We start from the raw sequence: 22,234 nt of genomic DNA, 5'->3' as shown, positions 1-22,234 counted from the left end.
TTCTTATCTGCTTATTGTCAGGTATCTCACGAAGCGACGTCCATCGCTCAATTTGACTACGTAGAAGTAGGTACCATCAGGGAGTCCCTGTGTGGTGTTACCTACCCGAACACCGGTGTTTGGCGAACCATCCCAGTCATTCTTATAGTCGTCATTCTTATACACCAGGGTCATCCAGCGGTTGTATACCTCCAGGATCACCGTCTGCCCACCCGTGTTTCTGATCACGAACAGATCGTTGATGCCGTCACCGTTGGGTGAGAAACCTTCAGGTATGAATAGCTCAGTACCCGCCGGAATAATGATTGGTGTCGGTTCGCCTTCGGTCGCTTCGGTCGGATCGCTGTTGCCGTTGAGGTCAGGGATCATACCATTGGTAGATCGGTCAGCCACTTCGACATCACCGGCGCTGGCCGATGCGTATACCTGGTTGAGGTAAGGCACCTGACGACCATCCGTCGATACATTGATCGTGAATGACAGGGTATCAGCCGCAGCGGCAGCCAGGGTACTATTGGCCGCGATCAGGAGTTCCAAATCATTGATTCCGTCGAAGTCAGGGTTGATGGCCAGTGTGCTCTGGTTGCTCGCTACCGGAGTACCTACCTTGCGGAAGACCGCACCGGTCTGGGCGTTGAACACCTTCGCCAGCGTATCTACCAGTTGTACGTTGGTCATTACCTCGTTGCTGTAGTTTTTCACCACTACATGGTAGGTAATGTTGTAGCTGCCATCAGCCTGTCTGCTGGTATCCGCAATAGCCAGGGCTACACCTATGTACGGAGTGCCACTGTTGTTCAGATCGATCGGCGTTGGGGTGTTGTTGTTACCCGGATCCATATCATTGTCAGGATCCACATCGGTACCCAGCATTGATGAGTCAGATACCATTTGTCCTCCTCCCAGAGCCGTTCCGATTGCCGTGCTGACATACTGTCTGGCGGTGGCGGAACGTACATCGATTCGTGCAGTCAGGAAGATCTCACGCGTGAACGCCTTGGGCAGGCTGCTTTCAGTTTCAATCAACAACTGGGTAGCGGTACCCTGACCGGTGTACGATGGATTGACCGTCAGGCCGGCATCTGCACTTAGGGCAATACCGCCAGGTACTAACAGGGCTCCGTTGCCGAATGTAGCACCCAGATCAGCCACTACCTGTACTTTATCCAGGTTGTTCATACCCAGGTTGGTGAGTCGGATGGTATACGGTATATCGTAGATACCCGATTCGATCAGTATCGGCTTACCAGCCAGCATAGCCACTCCAAGGATATTTTGCTTATCAAAGCGTACCGGGGTCGGCATACTTCCCTCCGGTGCCGGGTTGAATCCGTTGTTAGATATATCCTGTACCACTTTTGTACCTGATTTACCCGAAGCTACTACTGAGCTATAGAATGGTCCGTTGCTGCCGTTTGGCTTCACTCGTACGTACAGAGTAACTGCTTCGGCCGCTCCCGCAGCAAGTGTGCTGTTGGTCAGCAGCAGATCCGCAATGTCCTTGCCATTGAAGGCCGGATTGACTACCAGCGAACTGCCGGCACTTACCTCAGCAGATCCCATCACCTGGAACTCTACCGGTTGCGGGAACGCTTTGGACAGAGTGTCTTTGAGCTGAACGTTGGTCAGAGATCTGGTACCGTGGTTCTTGAGGGTAATCCGGTAAGTAACTATATAGCTATCCTCAATCGATGGCTCGATATTCAAGATACCCATCGCTACCCCTATGCTCGTCGTACCTTTATCGGAATCTGTTACGTTGATATCAACCGACGACTCGTTGTTGGTCAGTACGGGGTCCACCTGATCCAGGCTCAGGATACGTACGGTGTTGGTAATACGGCCGGTATCCGTCACCAGCACACCACACGAGTGAATAATGCTGTCGTTCGGTGCCAGCTTAGGTATCATCGCCTTGATGATTTTACCATTGACCTCGAAACCTGTGCCGAGTATAAACTCCAGACCTTCCGGAAGAATGTCGATCAGGGTAACGTTGGTAGCGCTATCAGGTCCGTAGTTGCGGAGCTTGATGGTATATATCACGCTGTCACCAACCTGTACCTGTTTCTTGTTAACCATCTTGATGACCTCCAAATTGGCGCGAGGCGTATCAGTAGTACAGTTGTATACCTTCACCTCTACTTTGGCCGGTGCACTGTAGCAGCCGGTAGCCGATTTCTGGAATACGTAGTAAGCTCCTTCACCCACTGCCTGCGGTGTAGCCACCTGAGCCGAGGTTGGGCTCGGACCTACGCGGTACTCGAAGGTACCTCCAGGCATTACGGTGCTCATCACCGTCGAGGCGAGATCTACCGTAGTAGTCGGGCAGGTATTGCGCTTGTTTACGACCACCGGTGTTGGTACCTCGTCGCTTACAGTCACTACAACCTTAGCCGACGGTACAGATACACACGACGTGCTGTTGACCAGCATGACGTAGTAGGTACCACTTTGCTTCACTACGAAGCGGTTGCTGGTAGTAGTGGCGCCACCGTTCCACTTATACTTATAGGCATTGTTACTGGCATCCTTGATATTGGTCGCAGTAAGTACGACCGAATCGCCTGCGCAGATATTCAGGTGCGTCGGGATGGTATCCGTCTTGGCTACCCCGTTGATCGAGATATTAGGACGGAAGGAAATTGCCTGGATGGTCAGCTTCATTGCATCTTTACCTGGCTGGCAGACACCGGTTCCGTCAGGATCGTTGGTTGTCAGTGTGAGTGTTACAGAACCGCTGGCCAGATCTTCCATCGCTGGATAATACGTAGCGGTGAGTGAGTTGGCATTATCAAACGTACCCTTACCGCTGGTTGTCCATACGGCACTGGTAGCGGCACCACCGATGGTTCCTGACAGCTTATACGACAGGGCTGCACAAATGCTGGCGTCATTACCCGCGTTAGCCGTAGCCGGGTTAGTCTGGCAGGCCAGGCTCTGGTCGTTACAGTTGATAATGGTCACCACAATGGCGGCCGGTTCGCTGTAACATCCGGTGGTAGTCTTCTCAAACACATAGTACGTTCCGGAGGTACTTACCGCGGCCGGATTGCTTACTACCGGTGAGGTAGGTGTATTGCCGGTGCGGTATTCAAATACGCCACCGGTTGTAGTTAGCGTGCTGGTTACAGCAGTGGCCAGATTCACCGTAGCTACCGGACAAGTGTTGGTCAGCGTGGTGGTAACCGGCTTCACTACCTTAGGTCCTACCGTTACGGTAATCGCGTTGGAATCACCGCTCTTGCAGCTACCTGAGGCGAAGCACTTCGCGGTGAAGGTAGTGGTCACAGCCGGTGAGATGGTGATCGAGTTACCGGTCAGGCCATTCGACCAGATCACAGCACCATTGCTGCATCCGTTGGCTGTCAGCGTTACGTTGTTACCGAAGCAGACCGATGTAGCCGAAGCCTGGATGACCGGTGCCGGGGTAGACCCTACGGTGATAGTAGCCGGTGCGGATGCCGCGCTTTCGCAGGCTCCCAGCTTACAGGTAGCGGTATAAGATGTAGTAGCGGTTGGCTTCACAGAGATACTGGCTCCCGTCATACCATTAGACCATACTACATTGCCGCTGCAGCTCATGGCAGTGAGGGTTACTTCATCACCCGCGCATATATTCATTGAGCTCGCTGCCAGGGTCGGCGCATTGAGTTCAACCACACTTACTGTTACTGAGTTGGACACAGGGCTGATGCAGGCATCTACCTTACACACGGCGGTGAATGTGGTAGTGGCATTGACAGGGACAGTAATGCTGTTGCCGGTCTTACCACCCGACCAGGTTACCTGACCCGTGCAGTTGGCAGCGGTCAGGGTTACGTTACCACCCTTACATACGGTAGCGGTGCTGGCCGTGATAACCGGTGCTGTTGTGGTACAGTCGTATACATTGATCGCAATCTTGGCCGTATCGCTGGTACATTCGTTAACGGTACATACGGCACCGTAGGTAGTAGTAGCCGCAGGCGATACAGTGATGCTGCTGCCAACGGCACCGTTGGTCCACTTGATACTACCTCCTGTACAGCCGGCTGCCGTGATGGTCACTGGTACACCTTTCTGAATCTGAGTGGCCGAAGCAGTCAGCGTAGGCTTAGCCGGATCTACCACCGTAATGGTATAGTTTCCGGATACAGGGCTCTTACAGCCATTTACTACGCAGCGGGCGGTATAGCTGGTGGTGGCCATTGGTGTTACCGCGATGGCTTCACCGGTTTGGCCGGTTGACCACTCGGTGGTACCCGCGCAGCCTACAATCTGCAGGGTCACGCTACCACCCTTACAGACTACCTCTTTCGAGCATATTACCGTTGGTGCCGGTGGTGAAGTTACGTTGATGGTAACTTCGCCCTCCGCACTGGTACAGGTGCTGGATACGCAGGTTGCTTTGTAGCTAGTTGTCGCTGTAGGCTTCACCTTGATGCTGGCACCAGTCTGACCGGTTGACCAGGTAATGGTACCCGTACAGCCGGTAGCCGTCAGAGTTACCTCATCTCCTGCACAGATGCTGGTCTTGCTGGCCGCAATAACCGGTGCTGCTATCTGCCCCACATTGATCGTAATCTTGTTGGATGGTGCGCTCGAGCAGGTGGCGCTACCTTTACATACGGCGGTGTAGTCGGTAGTAGCGGTAGGCTTCACCTTAATGCTGGCGCCGGTCAGGCCGTTGGACCAGGTGACGGTACCAACACAGGCCGTAGCCGTTAGTATTACACTGTCACCGGTACAGATATTGGTCTTATTGGCGGCAATAACCGGAGCAGGACCTGATGTATTTACGTTGATTCGTACAGTATTCGAAACACCACTTGCACACGCGTCCACTTTACAGGTAGCGGTGTAGTCAGTGGTCGAAGTAGGCTTCACCATTATGCTTGAACCGGTCAGGCCGTTGGACCATGCCACGGTACCGTTACATCCAATAGCCGAAAGCTTCACACTATCACCCGAACAGATGATGGTTTTGTTAGCCGAGATGATCGGTGCGGCCGGTGAGGTAACGGTAACTGTTACAACATTGGACTCATTGCTCAGACAGGCGTCAGTCTTACAGGTAGCCGTAAAGCTCTGCGTCGCGTTCAGCATCACCACGATTGAGTTGCCGGTAGCTCCGTTCGACCATCTTACGATACCATTGGTACAACCAGTAGCCGTCAGGGTTACCGGAGTAGCCGGACATACCGTGGTCTTGTTGGCGGCTATAACCGGTGAAGTCGGCGTAGTTACCTTTATTTCGTGTTTCTCGGACTCCTTACTTACACAACCATTGACTACACACTTCGCCGAGTAAGCGGTCGTCGCGGTCGGATTAACCGTGATGGATGTACCCACCGCTCCGGTTGACCACTGCACCTGACCCGCACACTCGTGAGCCGTCAGCGTCACGCTCTCCCCCGGACAGATCTCCATCTTACCACAAGTCACGACAGGGGCCGGACCCGGTGTAGTTACATTTATGGCGATCGTAGCCGTTTCGCTGATGCAGTTATCCTGCTTGCAGTAGGCCGTATAGGTAGTAGTTTCGGTTGGTGTTACTACCAGGGGTGATCCCGTAGCGCCGTTAGACCAGATGATTGATCCGGTACAGTTGGAGGCCGTGAGGGTAGCACTACCACCTACACATACCGAAGTAACGTTGCTGGCCAGTATCGGCTTGGTCGGGTTGTTTACCTTTATAGTAATGACATTGGATGCCTCACTTACGCAGGATTCTTTCTTGCAGATGGCGGTAAAGGTGGTAGTCTGGGTCAGGCCAAATGTGATAGAAGCTCCCGTCATACCATTCGACCACTGTACCGAACCATCTTTGCAACCTACGGCGGTTAGGGTTACGCTTTCACCCACACAGATATTGGTAGTAGCACAGGCGATCACCGGCGCAGCCAGCGCAGGACAGCCAATGGATATCTCTACTTTCGAATCATCATCTTCCCCTTTTTCGTAGCCATTGCCCGGAGTAGAGTTCGGATCCGGCTGGTCTGACTTGGTAATCTGTGCCGTGTTGACCACATTACCATTGCCGGTCACCTTTGCCGTAAAGGTCAGGATCTTGGTTTCGTTGGCACCAATGCTAGCCAGGTTCCCTTTCAGGGTACTGCCAATCTTGGACATGTTAGTACTTGACACAAACTCCAGACCCGCTGGCAGAGGATCCGTCACCTCTACGTTGGTAGCTAGGGCAGGTCCATGGTTGGTAACCTCCAGGGTATAGGTGATTACCTCATTCAGGGCCGGGTTGGTCTTGGATACTTTCTTCGTCAGCATCAGATCCGCTACTGCAGTTACCGGTACAGTTACCTTAGAGGTATCGTTGGATGGCTTGGTAGGATCATTGTCTGGACTTTTGACGTATGCTACGTTCGTAATAGTATTGGTAGCCGTATTCTTGACCGTCGCATTGATAATCAGGGTACGGTTGGCCGTCGCGGTCATATCGCCAATGGCCCATACACCGGTCGTATTGTTGTACTCTCCGGCCGGTACCGCACTCGCGAAGGTCAGACTAGCCGGTAGCATATCATGTACCTTCACATCTTTGGCGTTGCCTACTCCATTATTCTTTACAGTAATGGCATAGGTAATCGTCTGACCAGGTATATACGGAGCCGGTGTTATGACGGTCTTGGTAACAGCCAGATCAGCATAGCAAGCCTGTACCGCTACAGTAACAGGGGTTCTTTCGCTGACGCAGCCCTTGTCGCTGGTGGCTTCGGCGTAGTAGGTCGTAGTAGTAGCAGGCGACACAGTAAGTTTACCTCCACTTACGGTAGTACCGATGGCGGTACCTCCGGTAGCCTGGGTGTACCACTTGATGGTCATATCCGGAGCGAAGCCGATCAGCTTGGTACTCTTACCCTGACAGATCAGCGTATCGTCACAGGCTACTCCGAATACCGGAGTCGGACGAGCATTGATAAGGATCTTGATGGCATCTATCTTAGGCTTACACAGGCCGGTTCCATCCGGATCATTGGTCGTAGCGGTCAGTACCACTAGCCCGGCGGCCACATCCGCTGCCGATGGTGTATACTTCGTCAGCAGGCTGGTGCTGCTTGTGAAGGTTCCCGTTCCGTTAGTAGTCCAGGTGACACCGGTAGCTACACCCGTAATGGTAGCCGTAGCCGATACGCTTTCACCCGCGCAAATTTCCTGATCCATACCAGCATCTACAGTAAACGCCAGCTGACAGTCACAGGCAGCTATGTTAACCGTAACTACCGCAGGGCTGCTGTAGCATCCGGTGGGAGATTTTTCAAACAGGTAGTAAGTACCATTGGCGGCCTTGGTTGGGTCTGCCACCTGAGCTGAGATTGGGCTTGAACCGGTACGCCACTCAAACACACCTCCTGCCACTGATGGCACCGGGTTGATGGATGTCAGATTTACTGTAGTCGCAGGACAGGTATTAGACAAAGTACCCGCAACGACCGGAGTAGCAGGTTTGGGATATACTATCAGGGTTACAGCAGTGCGGCCATCCGTCTTACATCCTTCGCTTGTCTCAGCATCTATAAAATAGGTAGTCGTGTTAGATGGTGTCAGCGTGAGCGCTTGTCCATTGGTAGTGGTTGCTATAGGGCTTCCACCGGTTGCCGTGTTATACCATTTTATGGTAGCCCCCGATAGGCTAGCCGTAGCAACAATTGCTACTGTTTCGCCTACACATATAGGATGGTTGCCGGTAACAGCAAGCGTAATTGTGGGACATTCCGGAGTTAGACCGGCATCAATGGTCATGTTATTCCGGAGCAGGTCATTAGCCGGCTTGGAGGTATCTATAGTTATAGCATGAGTCTTACCGCTAGTTCCTGCCTCTCCGGCATCACTATCTTTAGAAGGGTCACCTCCCTGATTGAACGGCGAGAAGAGTTTGCCCGCAGGTGCCGCAAACTTTACGAAGTAGGTCCCACTCATCAGTGAGTCAAACAAGTACTTACCGTTGGCATCAGTCTGAATAGTCCGTAGTACCGCTGAATTTTCATCCAGTAATTGTACAGTCATACCTCCAGTACCCGACTCACCATTTCCCTGGATACCATCTTTATTGGTATCGCCCCACACAATGTCTCCAATAGAGCCAAAAGGCCCGGGTACTACTTCGATGGCACAGCAGCCCGTAGCCGGACACGCGTACCCTACTAAAGAGGTAAACGTAAAAGAACCCGGACCTTTGATGGTCAGGGAGAGGTCTGCGTTTACTTCGGCGACGGTTCTGCCATTGACAACCGTGGAGCCTTTTATTTCGATACCATTGTAGTACCACTTGATCCCTTTATATCCGCTGGGTACTTCGACCAGAAACTCATCCCCCAGGTACCAGTCTATAGGTACCGAGAAGCAGGTAGTAGCTATATCATCCTGATCCAAAGCCCGATCACCCGGCCAGGAATCCTGATCTTCTTCGGTCACACTCTGTACTTCGGCCAGGTTGAAGAATACCCCCTGTGCCAGTACTCTGACCTTGATCTGTAATATGGCTGAGTCATTCGCCGCTACAGTACCTACGTTCCAGAGGCCTGTTCCAGCCAGGTAACTTACTCCACCCCGAACGAGAGTGTTAGAGACATACTCAACTCCTCCTAAGGGTAAGCTATCCCTGACGATCACATTGGTCGCCGGACGGGAGCTACTGTTCTTGACGGTGATGCTGTAAGTGATTGTTTGCCCGATAGCAGGCTTAGAGACATCTATGCTTTTTCCCAGACTAAGGTCAATCTGTGCAGAGGCAGTCGTAAAAGCCAGGAGCAAAACGGCAAGAGAAAGGAGAGAGCGAACTACGCGTCCCTTTGTCTGAATTGATAAAGCCCTGGTGGTATGGTCTTGTAGCAAAGAGAAGAAGTACCATGGACCTCCAGTCACCGATTGAGTACGATCAGTAGATGGCCTGGTTGGTGAAAATAGTGTGTTAAAAAAATTAGGTAGTAAAAGTTGACTCCTCATATAGGAAATTATTGTGTGTGAATCCAAGACGCGGATATTTGTCTGTTGAGTATTAGATCGGCTGTTCCCTACTCTTATCTTTCTGCATCACATCACCCCGCTTTCCCTCTTAGTGCGAGCCATCTATTGAAAAGTAATTTACTCCTGTAACTACTCCAAAGACCCAAGTCAGCCATTCCCACGTAGGGTAGTTCCGCTGATCGAAAATTAAATCTCATGCTATTGTATTAGAATTCTTTCAAAAAAAGCAGCCCTACCCACCTATTTTCAATAAAAATAGACAGGATTAGCCAGCCATTTTCTAACACAAATTATGCCAACAATTAGCCCTTTTAGCCATATTTGACTGAAAGCCAGCCACTATACTAGAAGTGAAGCCTTTAGGAGTGACAATATATTTTCGGGTCATAACTCTGTTCAGAATCATGACAAAATAAGGAAGCCTTTTTGGGATATTTACCTGATTGCCAAAAAAAATGCCAGAAATTGATACTCAGTTGAATAGCTGTACACGTACCCAGTTATTTACAGCCCATTACCCGCTTATTACGAAGCAAGCTAACTTTACACCAAACCTATACAAGCAGCAGGGGCACCCACTTGGGTGCCCCTGCTGCTTGTAGTAAGTACTCAGGACCAGGACTAGAAATCGTAGCCTAAAGTAATATAAGGTATAGCCTTGTTGGTCACGCCATTATCAACGCCCCAGGCATAGTCAAACTTCACGTAGAAACCGAACAGCATGGTACGGGCACCTACTCCGTAACCCATCAGGTATGGGTTACGGAAGTTAGTAACAGTAGCCCGGAAAGGATCAGACCCTCCCCCGATGATCTCAGTATTGAGGCTGTTTTCCTGGCTGAATGGACCTTTGCCCGTCCAGGCGGTACCTATATCCGTAAATCCGATTACCTGGAAGTTACGCAGGAAGTTGGAAGTGATAGGTCCGCGGTAGATGTACTTGATCAGGGGAATACGTAGCTCGAGATTAGTCAACACATAGCTGGTACCGGACAGACGATTGAGGTTGAAGCCCCGCAGGTTGGTAGCGAACTCCGAGAAGAATACGTCACGGTTATCAATGCCGGGGCCAAAGTTCAGCGGGTTGTTGGTCGTACGGTTTTCTTTACGGTTCAGGATCCAGTTTTCCATACCTCCCATGATCGACTGCTTGGGTGAGCGACCACCCGAGTGACTAAATGCGAGGCGGGCCGCCAGGATCAGGTCACGGTGGATCTTCTGGTAGCGACGCAGGTCAAGGCTGATGCGGTTGAAGCTTTCGGATACGTCAGAGACTCCTAACTGATTTTCGTACCGTATCTTGAATCGCGTACCCTCGATCATGTTCATACCGTTGATGCGCGAGTTATCAAATACAAACTCGGAGATGACACCTCCATACTGTGTCGACAAATCGGGCTCAGCATGCTGATATATATCAATCATGCGAGTGACGGTATAAGTCGGTGACACCGATACACGGGTATGTACTGAGAAAGGATAGGAAGCCGTCAGCCTCACCTGGTTGAACCGGTACTTCTGATTCGCATTTTCGGCATCCACATACAGGCTACGACGGTCTACCCGGGCGCCAAAGTCAATCCGGTAGGTGTTGTTGTTGTATTCGGCAAACAAGTCGCTGTTACGGAAGGTAGTCGACACAAAAAAGCCTGCCTTGATGACGTGGTTTTCGAGCAGGTCGTTCATCGAAATGGACTGGGCATACCCGAACCCTCGCAGCGGATCAATGCGCCAATCGGAAGTAGCATCATTGGCAATGAATAATCCGCGGTAGTCATAAGGACCTTTAACAGCGATATTCTCACGTCGACGCGACCTTGGAATTGAAGAGGGTGCATTGGCTACAGTACCTCTGCGCTGACGGTATTCAAATGTCTTCAGTACATCAGGATCAAACTGGTAGTTGTCTGTATCTACCTCTCCTTCTTTCAGCTCTATTTGTTTGGTTTCTGCCTGTAGGGTATCCGACGGCGTAGTAGTCTGAGCCGTTGCAGCCTGAGCTTTCTGGCTGGCAGTACCCGGCGTTCCTTTACGGGTCAGAGACGGCGTATTCAGGCTGGCGTTCAGATCCAGGCGATTGTGGTAGGCCATGACATATTCTCCATCCTGGAGCTTGGTATAAGCCAGGGCACCATTTCCCCGGGTTGTCATGTCGGCATTGCGTAAGCCTACTATATAGTTGGTGAGCTGAGAAGAAGTACCCGCTCCGCGGTCATACTTAAACAGGTTGGTAATGCCTTTTTCATCCGACAGGTAGTATATTGCCTCCTCGGTAGCATGTACAGGCTTGATCTGATTGCCCTGCGGCTCTATCAGTGTTACGACACTTTCAGCCCGGGGTGTACCATCGTGCTCGTAGATACCTAGCGAAGTATTGGCATTAGCGATGTTTTTAGCGTTTGCCTTTTCAATTGAAAGTGAGTCAGTAGTACGATTGGAAGCGAACACCACCCGACGGGCCGAGCCACTCACAAACCTGGGGGCTATATCATCGTAATGATCCGTTGTCAGAGGTATGGTAGAGGCCCTGGAAATACTAACAAGGTATATATCGTTCTGACCGCCCTTATCGGCACTCACCACCATCATGGTACCATCTTCGGAGATATCCATATCGGTGATCTGATCCAGTCCCCGGATCGTGCGCTTGAGTCGGATCTTGGGCTTCTTGGTATCCAGGTTTTCGTAGAGGTAGAAATTCTGCTTTGACTGCTCTTCCACCAGTATGGCCAGCGTGTTATTACGGGTCCAGCCAATCAGAGGCATCATGCTTTTACCGTGTACACCGCCACTTAACATACTACCCTGACGGATCACCATCCGCTTTCCGCTCTCGAGGTTCTGAATGGTTACTCTATATCTATCTTTATGCAAATCTGTATAAGCCAGCCATTTTTCATCACGGGATACTTTGATGGTAGCTCCTGAAGCGATCGAACTCAGGGCTCCTATCCGGTGCTGCCAGTCCGGATTGGGCTGGGTGTAGTTCTGACCCGCCTGGGTGACTATACCCGTATAGTAGTCGCGCCACTCCCGCAGGAAGCGATTGTAAGTAGGGATACCCAGGGTACTGGTAATACTGGTCTGCTCAGTACGAATAATCCGGGTCAGGTTGAGTATATTGGAGATATTGTCGCGGCCGTAGCGTTCAGCAATGTAGTTCCAGATAGATTGTCCGATCAGCGTGGCATCTGTCCCTGTCAGTAGAGACGGCTTCTTGATCTGGCGCGTCTGAATGACATCCCGCATGTAGTCGTTCATTTCAGGGGTCCAGCCTTCGGCAATGTAGGCCGCGATACCCGACATAAACCACTCCGGCAGGGTCAGCAGCAGAGAGCTTTGAAGGGCATCCCTCAGGTTCCCTCCGTACAGCATATCATACACAAAAAGCAGGGCTATCTCTTTTACCAGCTTTTTGCGGAAGTTGAGCTGCTCACCGGTATAGGCTATCTCTACCCGCGACTGAGCCAAATCCAGCTCCTGGTCTTCCAGGTCACCAAATGTAGCCAGTCCCATGTTGCTTTGCTGTAGCTCACCGGGCGAGTTATAGAGGAATATCTTTACTTTGTTGTAAGGCGTATATCCGAGTATCTCCGTAATCCGGTCAAATTCCGTTTCGGCCAACTGAGCGGTTATGCGTGCCAGTTCGGTCCCTCCCTGATAATGGTATATTTCGAAGTTGGATGTTTTGAGGACCTTCCAGTCAAAGGTACGGTACTGAATACGGTTTTTTCCAAACTCCACCTGGGATGGATATCGCTGCGCAAATAGGGCTTTGTCGGCAACGTTGAACGCAAAAACGACTGCAAGGGCAGTCGTAACATATCGGAAAGGTATCTTCATCTGAACAATGGCTTTCATTACTGGTAATATAACGAAAAATACCGGCCAATATTCACTAAGGAATTTAAATCTTTCCCTTTTTCCATGTACTCTACGAAGTTATTGGCAAAGTAGGGAGCCAGCGTAACGCCCTTGGTACCTAGACCATTAAAGACGCCAATCTGCTGAAACTGCGGATGAAAGCCAATCATGGGACGGCGATCTTTGGAGGAAGGACGAATGCCCGCACGCTGATTCAATACCTGGTAAGGTACCTTTAATAATCCTTTTAATTTTTCTTCCAGGTACAGACGGCCTTCGTCGGTGGTCTCCCAATCCAGATCGTGCCACGAATAGGTAGCTCCAACTTTATGGATCCCTGATTCATCGGGCAATATAAAAATCCCCTGGTTCACTATTTTCTCCGCCGGGAAGTCATCGATGGACACTTCCAGGAGTTGTCCTTTGACGGGAGCAAAGGGAAGCCAGCTGAACAAAGCATTATCCCGGGCATCTACGCCCTGGCAAAATATGACTTTACCGATACGCAGGTCCCGCCACTCTACCCAATCGTCCCGCATGACCATCTCATTCGGGTCAAAAACGGCCTCCAGGTACAGTTCATGCCGTATAAAGTACTCCCGGCTCTTATGCAGAAACACGGGCAAGTCCACCCAGCCCGCACCGGTTACTTCCAGTCCACCGTGCTGGGCATTCAGAAAATCATTGTAAGATAGCTCAGCCGGGCGATCCAGTACGTACCGGGCTATGCCTGGCTCGGCGGTCTGAGCCAGGTAGTTGTTCTGCTCTTCAATGGAGCGGTAAGGACGGTATATATTCCTGAGATACAGAAACCGGGCCTGTAGTTCCTCCTCAAGACCACCGTAAAAATGCATGGCGTAGGGAAACAACTCATCGGCCATCCAGGTTTTCACCAGTTTCCGGCCCGTGAGTGGGTTAAAGATACCCGCTGCTACCATAGAGGCAGAGGGGCGTGAGGAGTCATTCACGATCAGAACCTTTCGTCCGGATCGGTGAAGGTGCCAGGCCAGGGTAGTACCTGCTATCCCCTGCCCTACCAGTACGTAGTCATAATCCATGGCTGCCTGTTGATGAAGTAAGGATGCTAGATATCCTCGTTCCGGCGAATCTCTTTTCCGATGCGCTCATCGGCCAGCCTCACGACCATCTCCACCTGCTCATCTACGGTCATCATAGAGTTGTCGATCAGGATAGCATCTTCGGCCTGACGAAGGGGACTTTCAGCCCGGGTGGTATCAATGAAGTCACGCTTCTTTATATTATCCATTACCTCCTCGATGCCTACCAGCTCACCCTTAGCGAGTAGCTCTTCCTGCCGGCGGTGGGCTCGGATCAGAGGGTCAGAGGTCATGAATATCTTGAGTTCAGCCTGCGGGAACACGACGGTACCAATATCACGTCCATCCATTACGAGCCCTTTGCTTTTGCCCATGCGCTGTTGCTGAGCTACCATCGCATGACGTACCTCGGCAACAGTACTTACATCGCTCACCCGGTCCGAGATGTACATCTTACGGATTTCGTCCTCGACATTAAGTCCGTTCAGAAATGTATCATTGCTGCCGGTTTCGGGATGGCGGCGAAATGAGATATGGATATCTTCCAGGGCCTTCTGTACCTCTCTGGGGTTGGTATGCGAAATATGGTTCTGGCAGAAGTACAGCGTAACAGCCCGGTACATAGCTCCGGTGTCAATGTAGGCGTAATGCAGTTGCTTAGCTACAAGCTTAGCGGTAGTACTTTTACCACAGCTCGAATAGCCATCAATAGCCACGATGATTTTAGACATACTTTCGTTTGGTCATGAAGACTGCAAAATAAACGAAAGATGCTGTGGGTTGCACCTTTTTAGGGACGAAACTTCACGTAAAGATATTCGTCCCAGTAGGCATCACTTTTACAAACGGCTTGTTTATGAATGGCTTCCAACGTAAAACCGGCTTTTTCGAGTACCCGCATGGAGGCTTTGTTGTAGCTAAACACCCCAGCATAGATACGGTGGATATTCATGGTAGCAAACGCTTTGGCCGATAGCTGTTGTACTGCCTCTGACACAAAGCCCCTCCCCCAGTAGGGCTCAGCCAGCCAGTAACCAATCTCAGCATTGAAGCGATAAACATCTTTCTGCCTGATCAGTCCTATACCCCCGATCAGTTGATCACCCAGTGCAATGACCCGGTTGATCTGCGACTTATTTTCTTCCCCTTTGATACAATCATTGAGCCAGTAGTCAGCATCGGCAGCCGTATAAGGCGACGGAAACGCATCCCGCACATTGGCCGCAATGCGGGGATTATTGGCAAAACGTACCAGGTCCTGCTTATCAGAAAATCTGTAAGGACGAAGTTGAATACTCATACCATCAGGCTCAGTATGTGAATTATCAGGTACAGGATAAGTCTCAGCGCCAACCTTTCCCGAAGCGATTAATGATCGTTGAGCAGGTACACGCTCAGCCCCCGGGCTCCATGCGCTCCTATGACCAGCGACTGCTCAATGTCGGCCGTCTTGGAAGGGCCCGCGATAAAGCAGCCCCAACCCGATTCAGATATATTGACCCGCTCCATGGCCTCGTGCATGGTATTAACGATCTCGTTACGGCGGATCACGATACCCAGGTACTGCGTAATAAAAGGAAGTACGCGGTGCGACACGTGTTTTTCGGATACCCAGATGGCTCCATTCTCGGCCACACCAAACGCTCCTTCTATCACCGCCACATTGATCAGCTCCAGCTCATGCGGGTCTTCCACATTCAGGCTAAAATCAGCCCAGTCGGCCAGAAAGGGTATGGTGGTGGCCCGGTTACTGAATTCATTAAAGGTAGTATCCAGCCGTACCCGTATATCCTGCCAGTTGTTGGCCAACTCGGCTACTCCCCCGTTCAGGTTGATCATCTCCGAAAACTTCCCAACCGGATCATCGTACCGGATGGGGTTCTGCGGGGCAGATGGTAGTTCGGTGGGGTCCGGCTGTGCGGCCTTGATTTTGTTCAATATGTTGTCACGAGAGCTCATAGGTAACTCTGTCTGTAAGTACTTATTTAAAGCTTGAAAGCCTGCCGGGCCAGCAACTGCCAGCCGTTCCCCTTGCGGGTCCATATCTGCAGTACGCCCAGGTTAGTTTTCATCCGGTTGCCTCCGTCTATGACATCGGCGATCATCTTATGGCGTACTATGGCGGTGTTACCTACTATGTTTACCTTCATGTCGGGCATCTCCATTGTTTCATACACAGTCTTACCTGACATGACAGCATTCATAAAATCAGCTTTTGTTTCCATCAATCCACTCGAGTGACCGTACGAAAGCTCTTCGGCCAGAATTCCTTTCAGAGCGGATTCATTTTTAGCAATGAGGGCATTCTTCCAGGTGTCGATCGCCGCCAGCACCTGCTTTTCCTGTGCCGACTGGGCCAGAGCTGAGCAATACGACAACAGTACGAATACAACTAAGGGTAAGGCTTTTTTCATAAGATGTAAGTATGTAGGTGAATAAGTACTTTATAAAGCGTACCACCTACCAATTATACGGCTCGCGAGAGTACTTTATAAAGGGATGTTGTTAAACCTTCTCCTTCAGCACCACCTCTACCAAGGTATACTTTATACTTGATCCGTCAGCCGGTGGATTTTTAACAGGTTCGGTTTTTACCTTAAGGGTATAAATATAGCCCGGCTCGTAGTTGAATCCCTCGATGGGCGAGTAGAAGTACTCCCACGTCTGGCTGCCTACCTTCTCCCCCGTTTGTACCTGCAGACATTCCATCGGCCCATTACCACCGGTACAGCTCACTTTGGTGTCTCTCACCATCATGATGATCTGGTTATCCAGGTTCTCCTTTTTGCAGGAAAAGGCAAATACAATAGTAAATAGTAAAAAAAGAAAGTGTTTCATGTTTATATCGTTTGTTTCTCTCACTGACCCGTCAACCCCGTTATCCGTTGCAAACATGTCTTATTCGTTTTATCGATAGGATTACTTTCCTCCCCGGTTCCGTATGTACCAGTCTCTGAAACTCTCCTTCGGTGGATCGGGCATTTCGCGCTGCTTATACCAGGGGTTCAGGCTATTGTTGGTTACGCCGGGCAGGGCCCGCATCACCGTACGCCCCAACTTGCCCGACCACTGGTAGAAACGAGGCTGCGATAGTACCGCCGCCATGGTTTTGATGCCCATAGTCTTGGTAGCGGGTACGTAGCCTCCCTTGGCTAATACCTGCCGCCACTTGTAGAGCTGGTCGTGGATGTCGATCTTGACCGGACACACGTTGGAGCAGCTACCGCACAGGGTACTGGCAAAAGGCAGGTCGGCATTTTTGGTCATGTCCAAGTTGGGTGCCAGTATGGAGCCGATCGGACCGGCCACCGCATTATGGTAGCTGTGCCCCCCGCTACGGCGGTACACCGGACAGGTATTCATACAGGCTCCGCAGCGAATACACTTCAGGGAGTTACGGAAGTCGGGGCGGCCCAGCTGGGTACTCCGGCCGTTGTCCACGATCACGATGTGCATCTCCTGTCCCGGGCGCGGTGACTGAAAGTAACTACTATAGGTAGTAATGGGCTGACCGGTGGCGCTTCGGGCCAGCAGGCGCAGGAACACGCCCAGGTGCTCGGCCTGCGGGATCAGCTTCTCAAATCCCATACAGGCAATATGTACATCGGCCAGGTGCGCACCCATGTCGGCGTTGCCTTCGTTGGTACACACCATGAATCCGCCCGTTTCGGCAACAGCAAAGTTGACACCCGTCAGGGCTACCCGGCGGGTCACAAACTTCTCGCGCAGGTGCTGTCGGGCCGCCTCTGTCAGGTACTGGGGGTCGGTTGCACCGGCTTCGGTACCAAGGTGCTTGTGGAAAAGGTCACCTATGTCTTTTTTCTTGAGGTGGATGGCCGGTAGTACAATATGGCTGGGTGGCTCCTCCCGCAGCTGCACAATGCGCTCACCCAGGTCGGTATCTACTACCTCAATGCCCAGTCCGGTCAGGTACTCGTTGAGGTGGCACTCTTCGGTCAGCATGGACTTACTCTTGACCATGCGGGTTACCTTGTGCTTCTGGATGATCTCCCCTACAATGCGGTTATGTTCGCTGGCGTCAGCCGCCCAGTGTACCTGTACCCCGTTGGCCAAGGCCTTCTTCTCAAACTCTACCAGCAGCTCATGCATGTGGGAGAGTACGTAGTGCTTGATTCGGGAAGCCGTATCGCGCAGCACTTCCCATTCCGGTATTTGAAAGGCAGCTTTGTCACGTTTCTGACGCACAAACCACAGCGTTTCGTCGTGCCAGTTGACGTACGATTCATCACTATTGAAGGCTTCGGAAGCCCTGGCATGATCAGTTTCGGCCTTGTACATAGTTAATTCGGTATTTCTTCACATAAAGTTAATAGTACTATTAGAACAACTTTCATAGCCCTATCGATAATCGTTGTACTTTTCTAATTTGTTACTTTACAATACAAACAACTTTATACTAGTGGTAAAAAAGTACTATTGTGCTGTAAATGAGCTTATCGTACTTTTGAATCACAAAGTTTTTCGACCGGAGACTCGGGGTCTGAACAAAGTTTAATTTAACTTTTTTTAGACAGAATTAAAAATCAAAACTCCTATGAAAACAAAAAACCTATTTATGACCGCGGCCCTGTTGGGCGCCCTTTCGGCCGGAGCTGGCTCCAATGCCTTCGCTCAGACTGCCGACACCAAAGCTGAAGAAGCAGCTCCTTACGTATCGAGTCTGTACATTCAGGAAACGAAACCCATGCAATTCCGGGTATCTTTTAAAAACCCTCTTGAAAATAAACTGACAGTACGTATTGTTGACACAGATAATAACGTACTGTACTCTGACTATACCAGTACCTCGGCGAATTATCTGAAGTACTTTGATTTATCCCCGCTTTCGGATGGTAGATATACCTTCGAAATCACGGATGGTAAAGAGAAGCACATTCAGTCATTCGACATCATGACACAGACACGTCGGATTGTTACTGCCAAAAACTAACGACTGGCTGTTTCTTCTCAGATCTTGATTTCCTTGAAACTTTGTATGGTTCCGGTGCACCGAATGCGCCGGAACCTTTTGTTTTATTAGTGATGGTTCAGTATCTCGGCTATGTGCTTGACCTGCACCGGTGAACCTTTGCGCTTTAGAATACCCTGCAGGTGCATGAGGCAGCTCATATCCGCTCCTGTGATATACTCAGCCCCGTGCCGCTCGTGGTCAGACACCCGATCCTTGCCCATCTTGACCGATACGGCCTCCTCACTCACGCAGAAAGTACCTCCAAAGCCACAGCATTCGTCCAGCCGATCCAGGGCCACCAGTTCCAGCCCCTGTACCTTACTTAGCAGGGCTTCGGGCTTGGAGAAAGCGGGAGCGTTGAGCTCTGACATCTGCGCCAGGCCCAGGCCACGCTGCCCGTGGCAGCTCTGATGCAGACCTACCCGGTGGGGGAAGTTCGCCTGCAGATCAGTAACCTTTACTATATCCGTCAGGAACTCCACCAGCTCATACACCTTAGTACGTACAGCCGTGGCGGACTGCTCAGCCTGGTCGGAGTGCAGGTGATCCTTGATATGTAACGTACAACTACCCGAAGGACACACGATGTAGTCAAACTCACCAAAGTTGCGGATGAAAAGATTATTGCAGTCGTTGGTGAGATGCTCGAAGCCCGAGTTGGCCATGGGCTGGCCGCAGCAGGTATGCTGCAGCGGAAACTGGACCGTACATCCTACTCTTTCGAGTATTTCCAGCGTGGCTATGGCCACTCCGGGGTAGAACTGGTCCACGTAACAAGGGATAAAAAGACCTACTTTCAAGACTAATTCAGCTAGAGCTGGGTTAGATTTACCAAAATTCAACAGTGGCTACGATCGGAAAGTGATCAGACGCATTCCGATCCTGCCTGAGTACTTTATAGTTTTTTACACTGACCCGCGCATTCTGCAGTACCATAATATAATCCAGGCGATCACCGGATATACCTTCCGTCCAGGTGGGCAGTAGCGAGCCGCGGGCGGCATCAAGCCACTTCTTCCGGAACGAGAAGTATGGCTGCTCATTGGGCCGGGCTCCCATATCCATCGCCAGCACTACCGGCTGAATACTCTCGCCCAGCATGTGGTTGATGTAGGCAGCCTGCAGGGCCCGATCGTACACGGAGGCGTACTCCAGTCGGGCGTTACAGAACCGGAACGTCAGGCTCTTTGTAGGCCGAATCAGCCCGCACAGCAGTACCCTTGGATCCGCTCCGGGAGTATTGGGCAGCTTCATCCTCTGTGACTTGTCAATCGGCCACCTCGACAGTATGCCTACTCCCTGGCTGCCACCGGTAGTTGAGTCAGCGGCTCCGTAGATATAGTGCATACCCGTCTGCCGGGCCAGCTGTTGTACCTGAAACTTGACCTCACCCTCCTCAATCAGACTATCAATAGCCTGCAGGGCTACTAGGTGAGGCTTCTGCTCCTGTATTACTTTCAGGATAGCCTGCAGGTTAGATGTACCCGAACGGTTTTCGCCGTGCCTTACATTAAAACTCATGATCTTGATTTCAATGCCCTTCCTTGGTTGGGAGGCCACCACAGTCATCAAGATTGTCACCAACAACGCACTTCCACAAAACTTTTTCAAGATAGAACCTCACGTTTTTAACACTATCATTCACTATCCTGCAAGTCAAACATTTTTTTCATCAGTACCCATTTCTCACCGGGTCTGGCCGTTGGAAGTGCCTGCTGGTACTTCCACATTAGTTGCTCCCATTTCTGTACTATCTCATTATTCTCGTCCATTACCGCCTTATGTGCAAAACTGAACTCATCCCGCGTGTCCATGATCATGAACAGGCGGTTGCCCAGGCGGTAGATCTCCATCTGCGTAATACCCGAGTCCAGAATACTTTCCCGGATTTCGGGCCAGATACGTGTATGATGGGCTTCGTATTCTGCTATCATAGCAGGATCGTCTTTCAGGTCAAGGGCCAGGCAGTACCGCTTCATAGTAGTAAAAGATTAAGCGCGAACGCGTGAACCGCTGGCGGCATAGTATACAATGAACGCAAAGCAAAGTAAGGGTACGATCAGCGCGTACGCTGGTCCCAGCTTAAATAAGGCTCCCGCTGCCATGGGCATAATGGCGCCACCCACAATAGCCATGATTACCAGCGAAGACGCCAGCTTTGACTCCGCTCCCAGCCCCTTGGTAGACAAGGCAAATATGGTCGGGAACATGATAGAGTGGCAGAAGTAAGTCAGGCTAAGGCAGATCACGGCGGTAAGCCCTCCGGTAAGCATAGCCGCCAGCATCAGTATGGTAGCACCCGCTGCGTACCAGGTCAATACCTTGTTGGAAGAGATGCGGGACATCAGCGAAGTACCTACAAATCGCCCCAGCATAAACAGCACCAGCGCGAAAGAGGCATGGTAGCCGGCAATCTGGGTTGGTGTCAGCTCGGCGGTAGTACCCGAGATAGAGTTGATCAGATTCATGTAGCCTTCGGCCAGTGACCAGTGCTCTTCCCGTGAGAAGTCCAGTTTGAAATCTACGAAGTACCCCCACAGTACCGTCTGCGCGCCTACGTTCAGGAACTGAGCTATGATACCCAGCGTCAGGTGGCGATGACGGAAGAGGGACATAATGGAGATATTGTTACCTGCATCGTACTCATCTTCAGTTACGGGCTCAGGCATGCGGGTTACTGTAAATAACAGGGCTACAAATAAGACCAGCGCCCCTATAAACAGATAAGGCCCCTGCACCGAGAGTGCCTCCTGAATCCGGATCTGTTCCGCCTCGACGGCCGGCATGGCGGCCAGGCTTTCGGTGGTGTATTCGGTCTTGGCGAAGATAAAAAGGGCTCCGATGATAGGCCCAAGTATTAGGCTGATGCCGTTGAACGACTGAGCGAAGTTGATGCGCCATTCGGCCTTGTCCGGGTCACCGAGTACCGTTACGTACAAGTTAGCGGCCGTTTCCAGAAATGCCAGTCCGCTGGCAATGGTAAATAGGGCCAGCAGGAAGAAACCGTATACCCGTACCGAGGCTGCCGGGTAGAACAGAAAAGCTCCGGCCGCATAAAGTATCAATCCAAACAGGATGCCTTTCTTATAGCCATAGCGCCGCATGAAGTACCCCGCCGGTAAGGCCATAAAGAAGTACCCCATGTAAAAGGCAAAGTCGATAATACCGGCCTGAAAACGATTCAGGTCAAGCGCGATCTGAAACTGCTTGATCAGGGTACCATTGAGGGAATTGGCCAGGCCCCACAAAAAGAAAAGGCTGGTCACCAGTGCCAGCGGGAGAAAATAGCTATTCCCCGAAGCAGAAGAAGTCCTGGAGGAGGGTTTCGCAGAAGGAGGCGGAATGGATGCCATACGTTATAAATAGTAATTGGTAA

At 51.1% G+C, this 22,234-nt stretch carries 14 protein-coding genes; 1 reads left to right on the top strand and 13 read right to left on the bottom strand.

What is annotated here, in order from left to right; translation table 11 throughout:
- Positions 1–3 precede the first annotated feature (3 nt).
- The 9 genes from JUB14_RS08340 to JUB14_RS08300 all read right to left on the bottom strand — a co-directional run bounded on the left by JUB14_RS08340 (position 4) and on the right by JUB14_RS08300 (position 18,185).
- Positions 4–8,832: an Ig-like domain-containing protein gene (locus JUB14_RS08340; RefSeq protein WP_207505402.1), complete on the bottom strand. Its 8,829-nt coding sequence runs from the start codon at positions 8,830–8,832 to the stop codon at positions 4–6.
- Between the two features lie 753 nt (positions 8,833–9,585).
- A complete protein-coding gene (locus tag JUB14_RS08335; RefSeq protein ID WP_229367586.1) occupies positions 9,586–12,825 on the bottom strand; it encodes a hypothetical protein in 3,240 nt (1,079 codons plus the stop codon).
- Positions 12,825–13,886, bottom strand: coding sequence for an NAD(P)/FAD-dependent oxidoreductase (locus tag JUB14_RS08330; RefSeq protein ID WP_207505401.1), 1,062 nt, complete (start codon positions 13,884–13,886; stop codon positions 12,825–12,827). The genes JUB14_RS08335 and JUB14_RS08330 overlap by 1 nt, the downstream gene beginning before the upstream one ends.
- 26 nt (positions 13,887–13,912) lie before the next feature.
- The gene (gene cmk / locus JUB14_RS08325; protein ID WP_207505400.1) at positions 13,913–14,617 is read right to left on the bottom strand and encodes a (d)CMP kinase; all 705 of its coding nucleotides are present in this window, start codon (positions 14,615–14,617) and stop codon (positions 13,913–13,915) included.
- 59 nt (positions 14,618–14,676) lie between these two features.
- Positions 14,677–15,186 carry a GNAT family N-acetyltransferase gene (locus tag JUB14_RS08320; RefSeq protein WP_207505399.1) on the bottom strand — a complete coding sequence of 170 codons (510 nt, stop codon included), beginning with the start codon at positions 15,184–15,186 and terminating at the stop codon, positions 14,677–14,679.
- A 68-nt stretch (positions 15,187–15,254) separates the two neighbouring features.
- On the bottom strand, positions 15,255–15,845 hold the full coding sequence (locus tag JUB14_RS08315) for a LutC/YkgG family protein (RefSeq protein ID WP_207505398.1): 591 nt from the start codon (positions 15,843–15,845) through the stop codon (positions 15,255–15,257).
- A gap of 26 nt (positions 15,846–15,871) precedes the next feature.
- The gene (locus JUB14_RS08310) at positions 15,872–16,300 is read right to left on the bottom strand and encodes a nuclear transport factor 2 family protein (protein ID WP_207505397.1); all 429 of its coding nucleotides are present in this window, start codon (positions 16,298–16,300) and stop codon (positions 15,872–15,874) included.
- Positions 16,301–16,391: 91 nt separating this feature from the next.
- Positions 16,392–16,724 carry a DUF4377 domain-containing protein gene (locus JUB14_RS08305; RefSeq protein ID WP_207505396.1) on the bottom strand — a complete coding sequence of 111 codons (333 nt, stop codon included), beginning with the start codon at positions 16,722–16,724 and terminating at the stop codon, positions 16,392–16,394.
- 81 nt (positions 16,725–16,805) lie between these two features.
- Positions 16,806–18,185: a lactate utilization protein B gene (locus tag JUB14_RS08300; protein WP_207505395.1), complete on the bottom strand. Its 1,380-nt coding sequence runs from the start codon at positions 18,183–18,185 to the stop codon at positions 16,806–16,808.
- 256 nt (positions 18,186–18,441) lie between these two features.
- Here JUB14_RS08300 and JUB14_RS08295 point away from each other — a divergent pair, with 256 nt between their 5' ends.
- Positions 18,442–18,837, top strand: coding sequence for a DUF3244 domain-containing protein (locus JUB14_RS08295; protein ID WP_207505394.1), 396 nt, complete (start codon positions 18,442–18,444; stop codon positions 18,835–18,837).
- A gap of 86 nt (positions 18,838–18,923) precedes the next feature.
- On the opposite strand, the gene JUB14_RS08290 is transcribed toward JUB14_RS08295, so the two are convergent.
- Genes JUB14_RS08290 through fucP form a run of 4 tightly spaced genes read right to left on the bottom strand, consistent with a single transcriptional unit; the run spans position 18,924 to position 22,211 of the window.
- Complete coding sequence (locus JUB14_RS08290) at positions 18,924–19,658, bottom strand: (Fe-S)-binding protein (RefSeq protein ID WP_207505393.1); 735 nt, start codon at positions 19,656–19,658, stop codon at positions 18,924–18,926.
- A gap of 28 nt (positions 19,659–19,686) precedes the next feature.
- Positions 19,687–20,469 carry an endonuclease/exonuclease/phosphatase family protein gene (locus JUB14_RS08285; protein WP_229367585.1) on the bottom strand — a complete coding sequence of 261 codons (783 nt, stop codon included), beginning with the start codon at positions 20,467–20,469 and terminating at the stop codon, positions 19,687–19,689.
- A 26-nt stretch (positions 20,470–20,495) separates the two neighbouring features.
- A complete protein-coding gene (locus tag JUB14_RS08280) occupies positions 20,496–20,837 on the bottom strand; it encodes an L-rhamnose mutarotase (protein ID WP_207505392.1) in 342 nt (113 codons plus the stop codon).
- Between the two features lie 12 nt (positions 20,838–20,849).
- Positions 20,850–22,211 (bottom strand): L-fucose:H+ symporter permease, encoded by a 1,362-nt coding sequence (gene fucP / locus JUB14_RS08275; protein ID WP_207505391.1) that lies wholly within the window; start codon positions 22,209–22,211, stop codon positions 20,850–20,852.
- Between the last annotated feature and the right edge of the window lie 23 nt (positions 22,212–22,234).

It is taken from the genome of Telluribacter humicola, from assembly GCF_017355935.1.
Lineage (GTDB): Bacteria > Bacteroidota > Bacteroidia > Cytophagales > Spirosomataceae > Telluribacter > Telluribacter humicola.
This window is presented reverse-complemented; position numbering and strand designations above follow the sequence as displayed.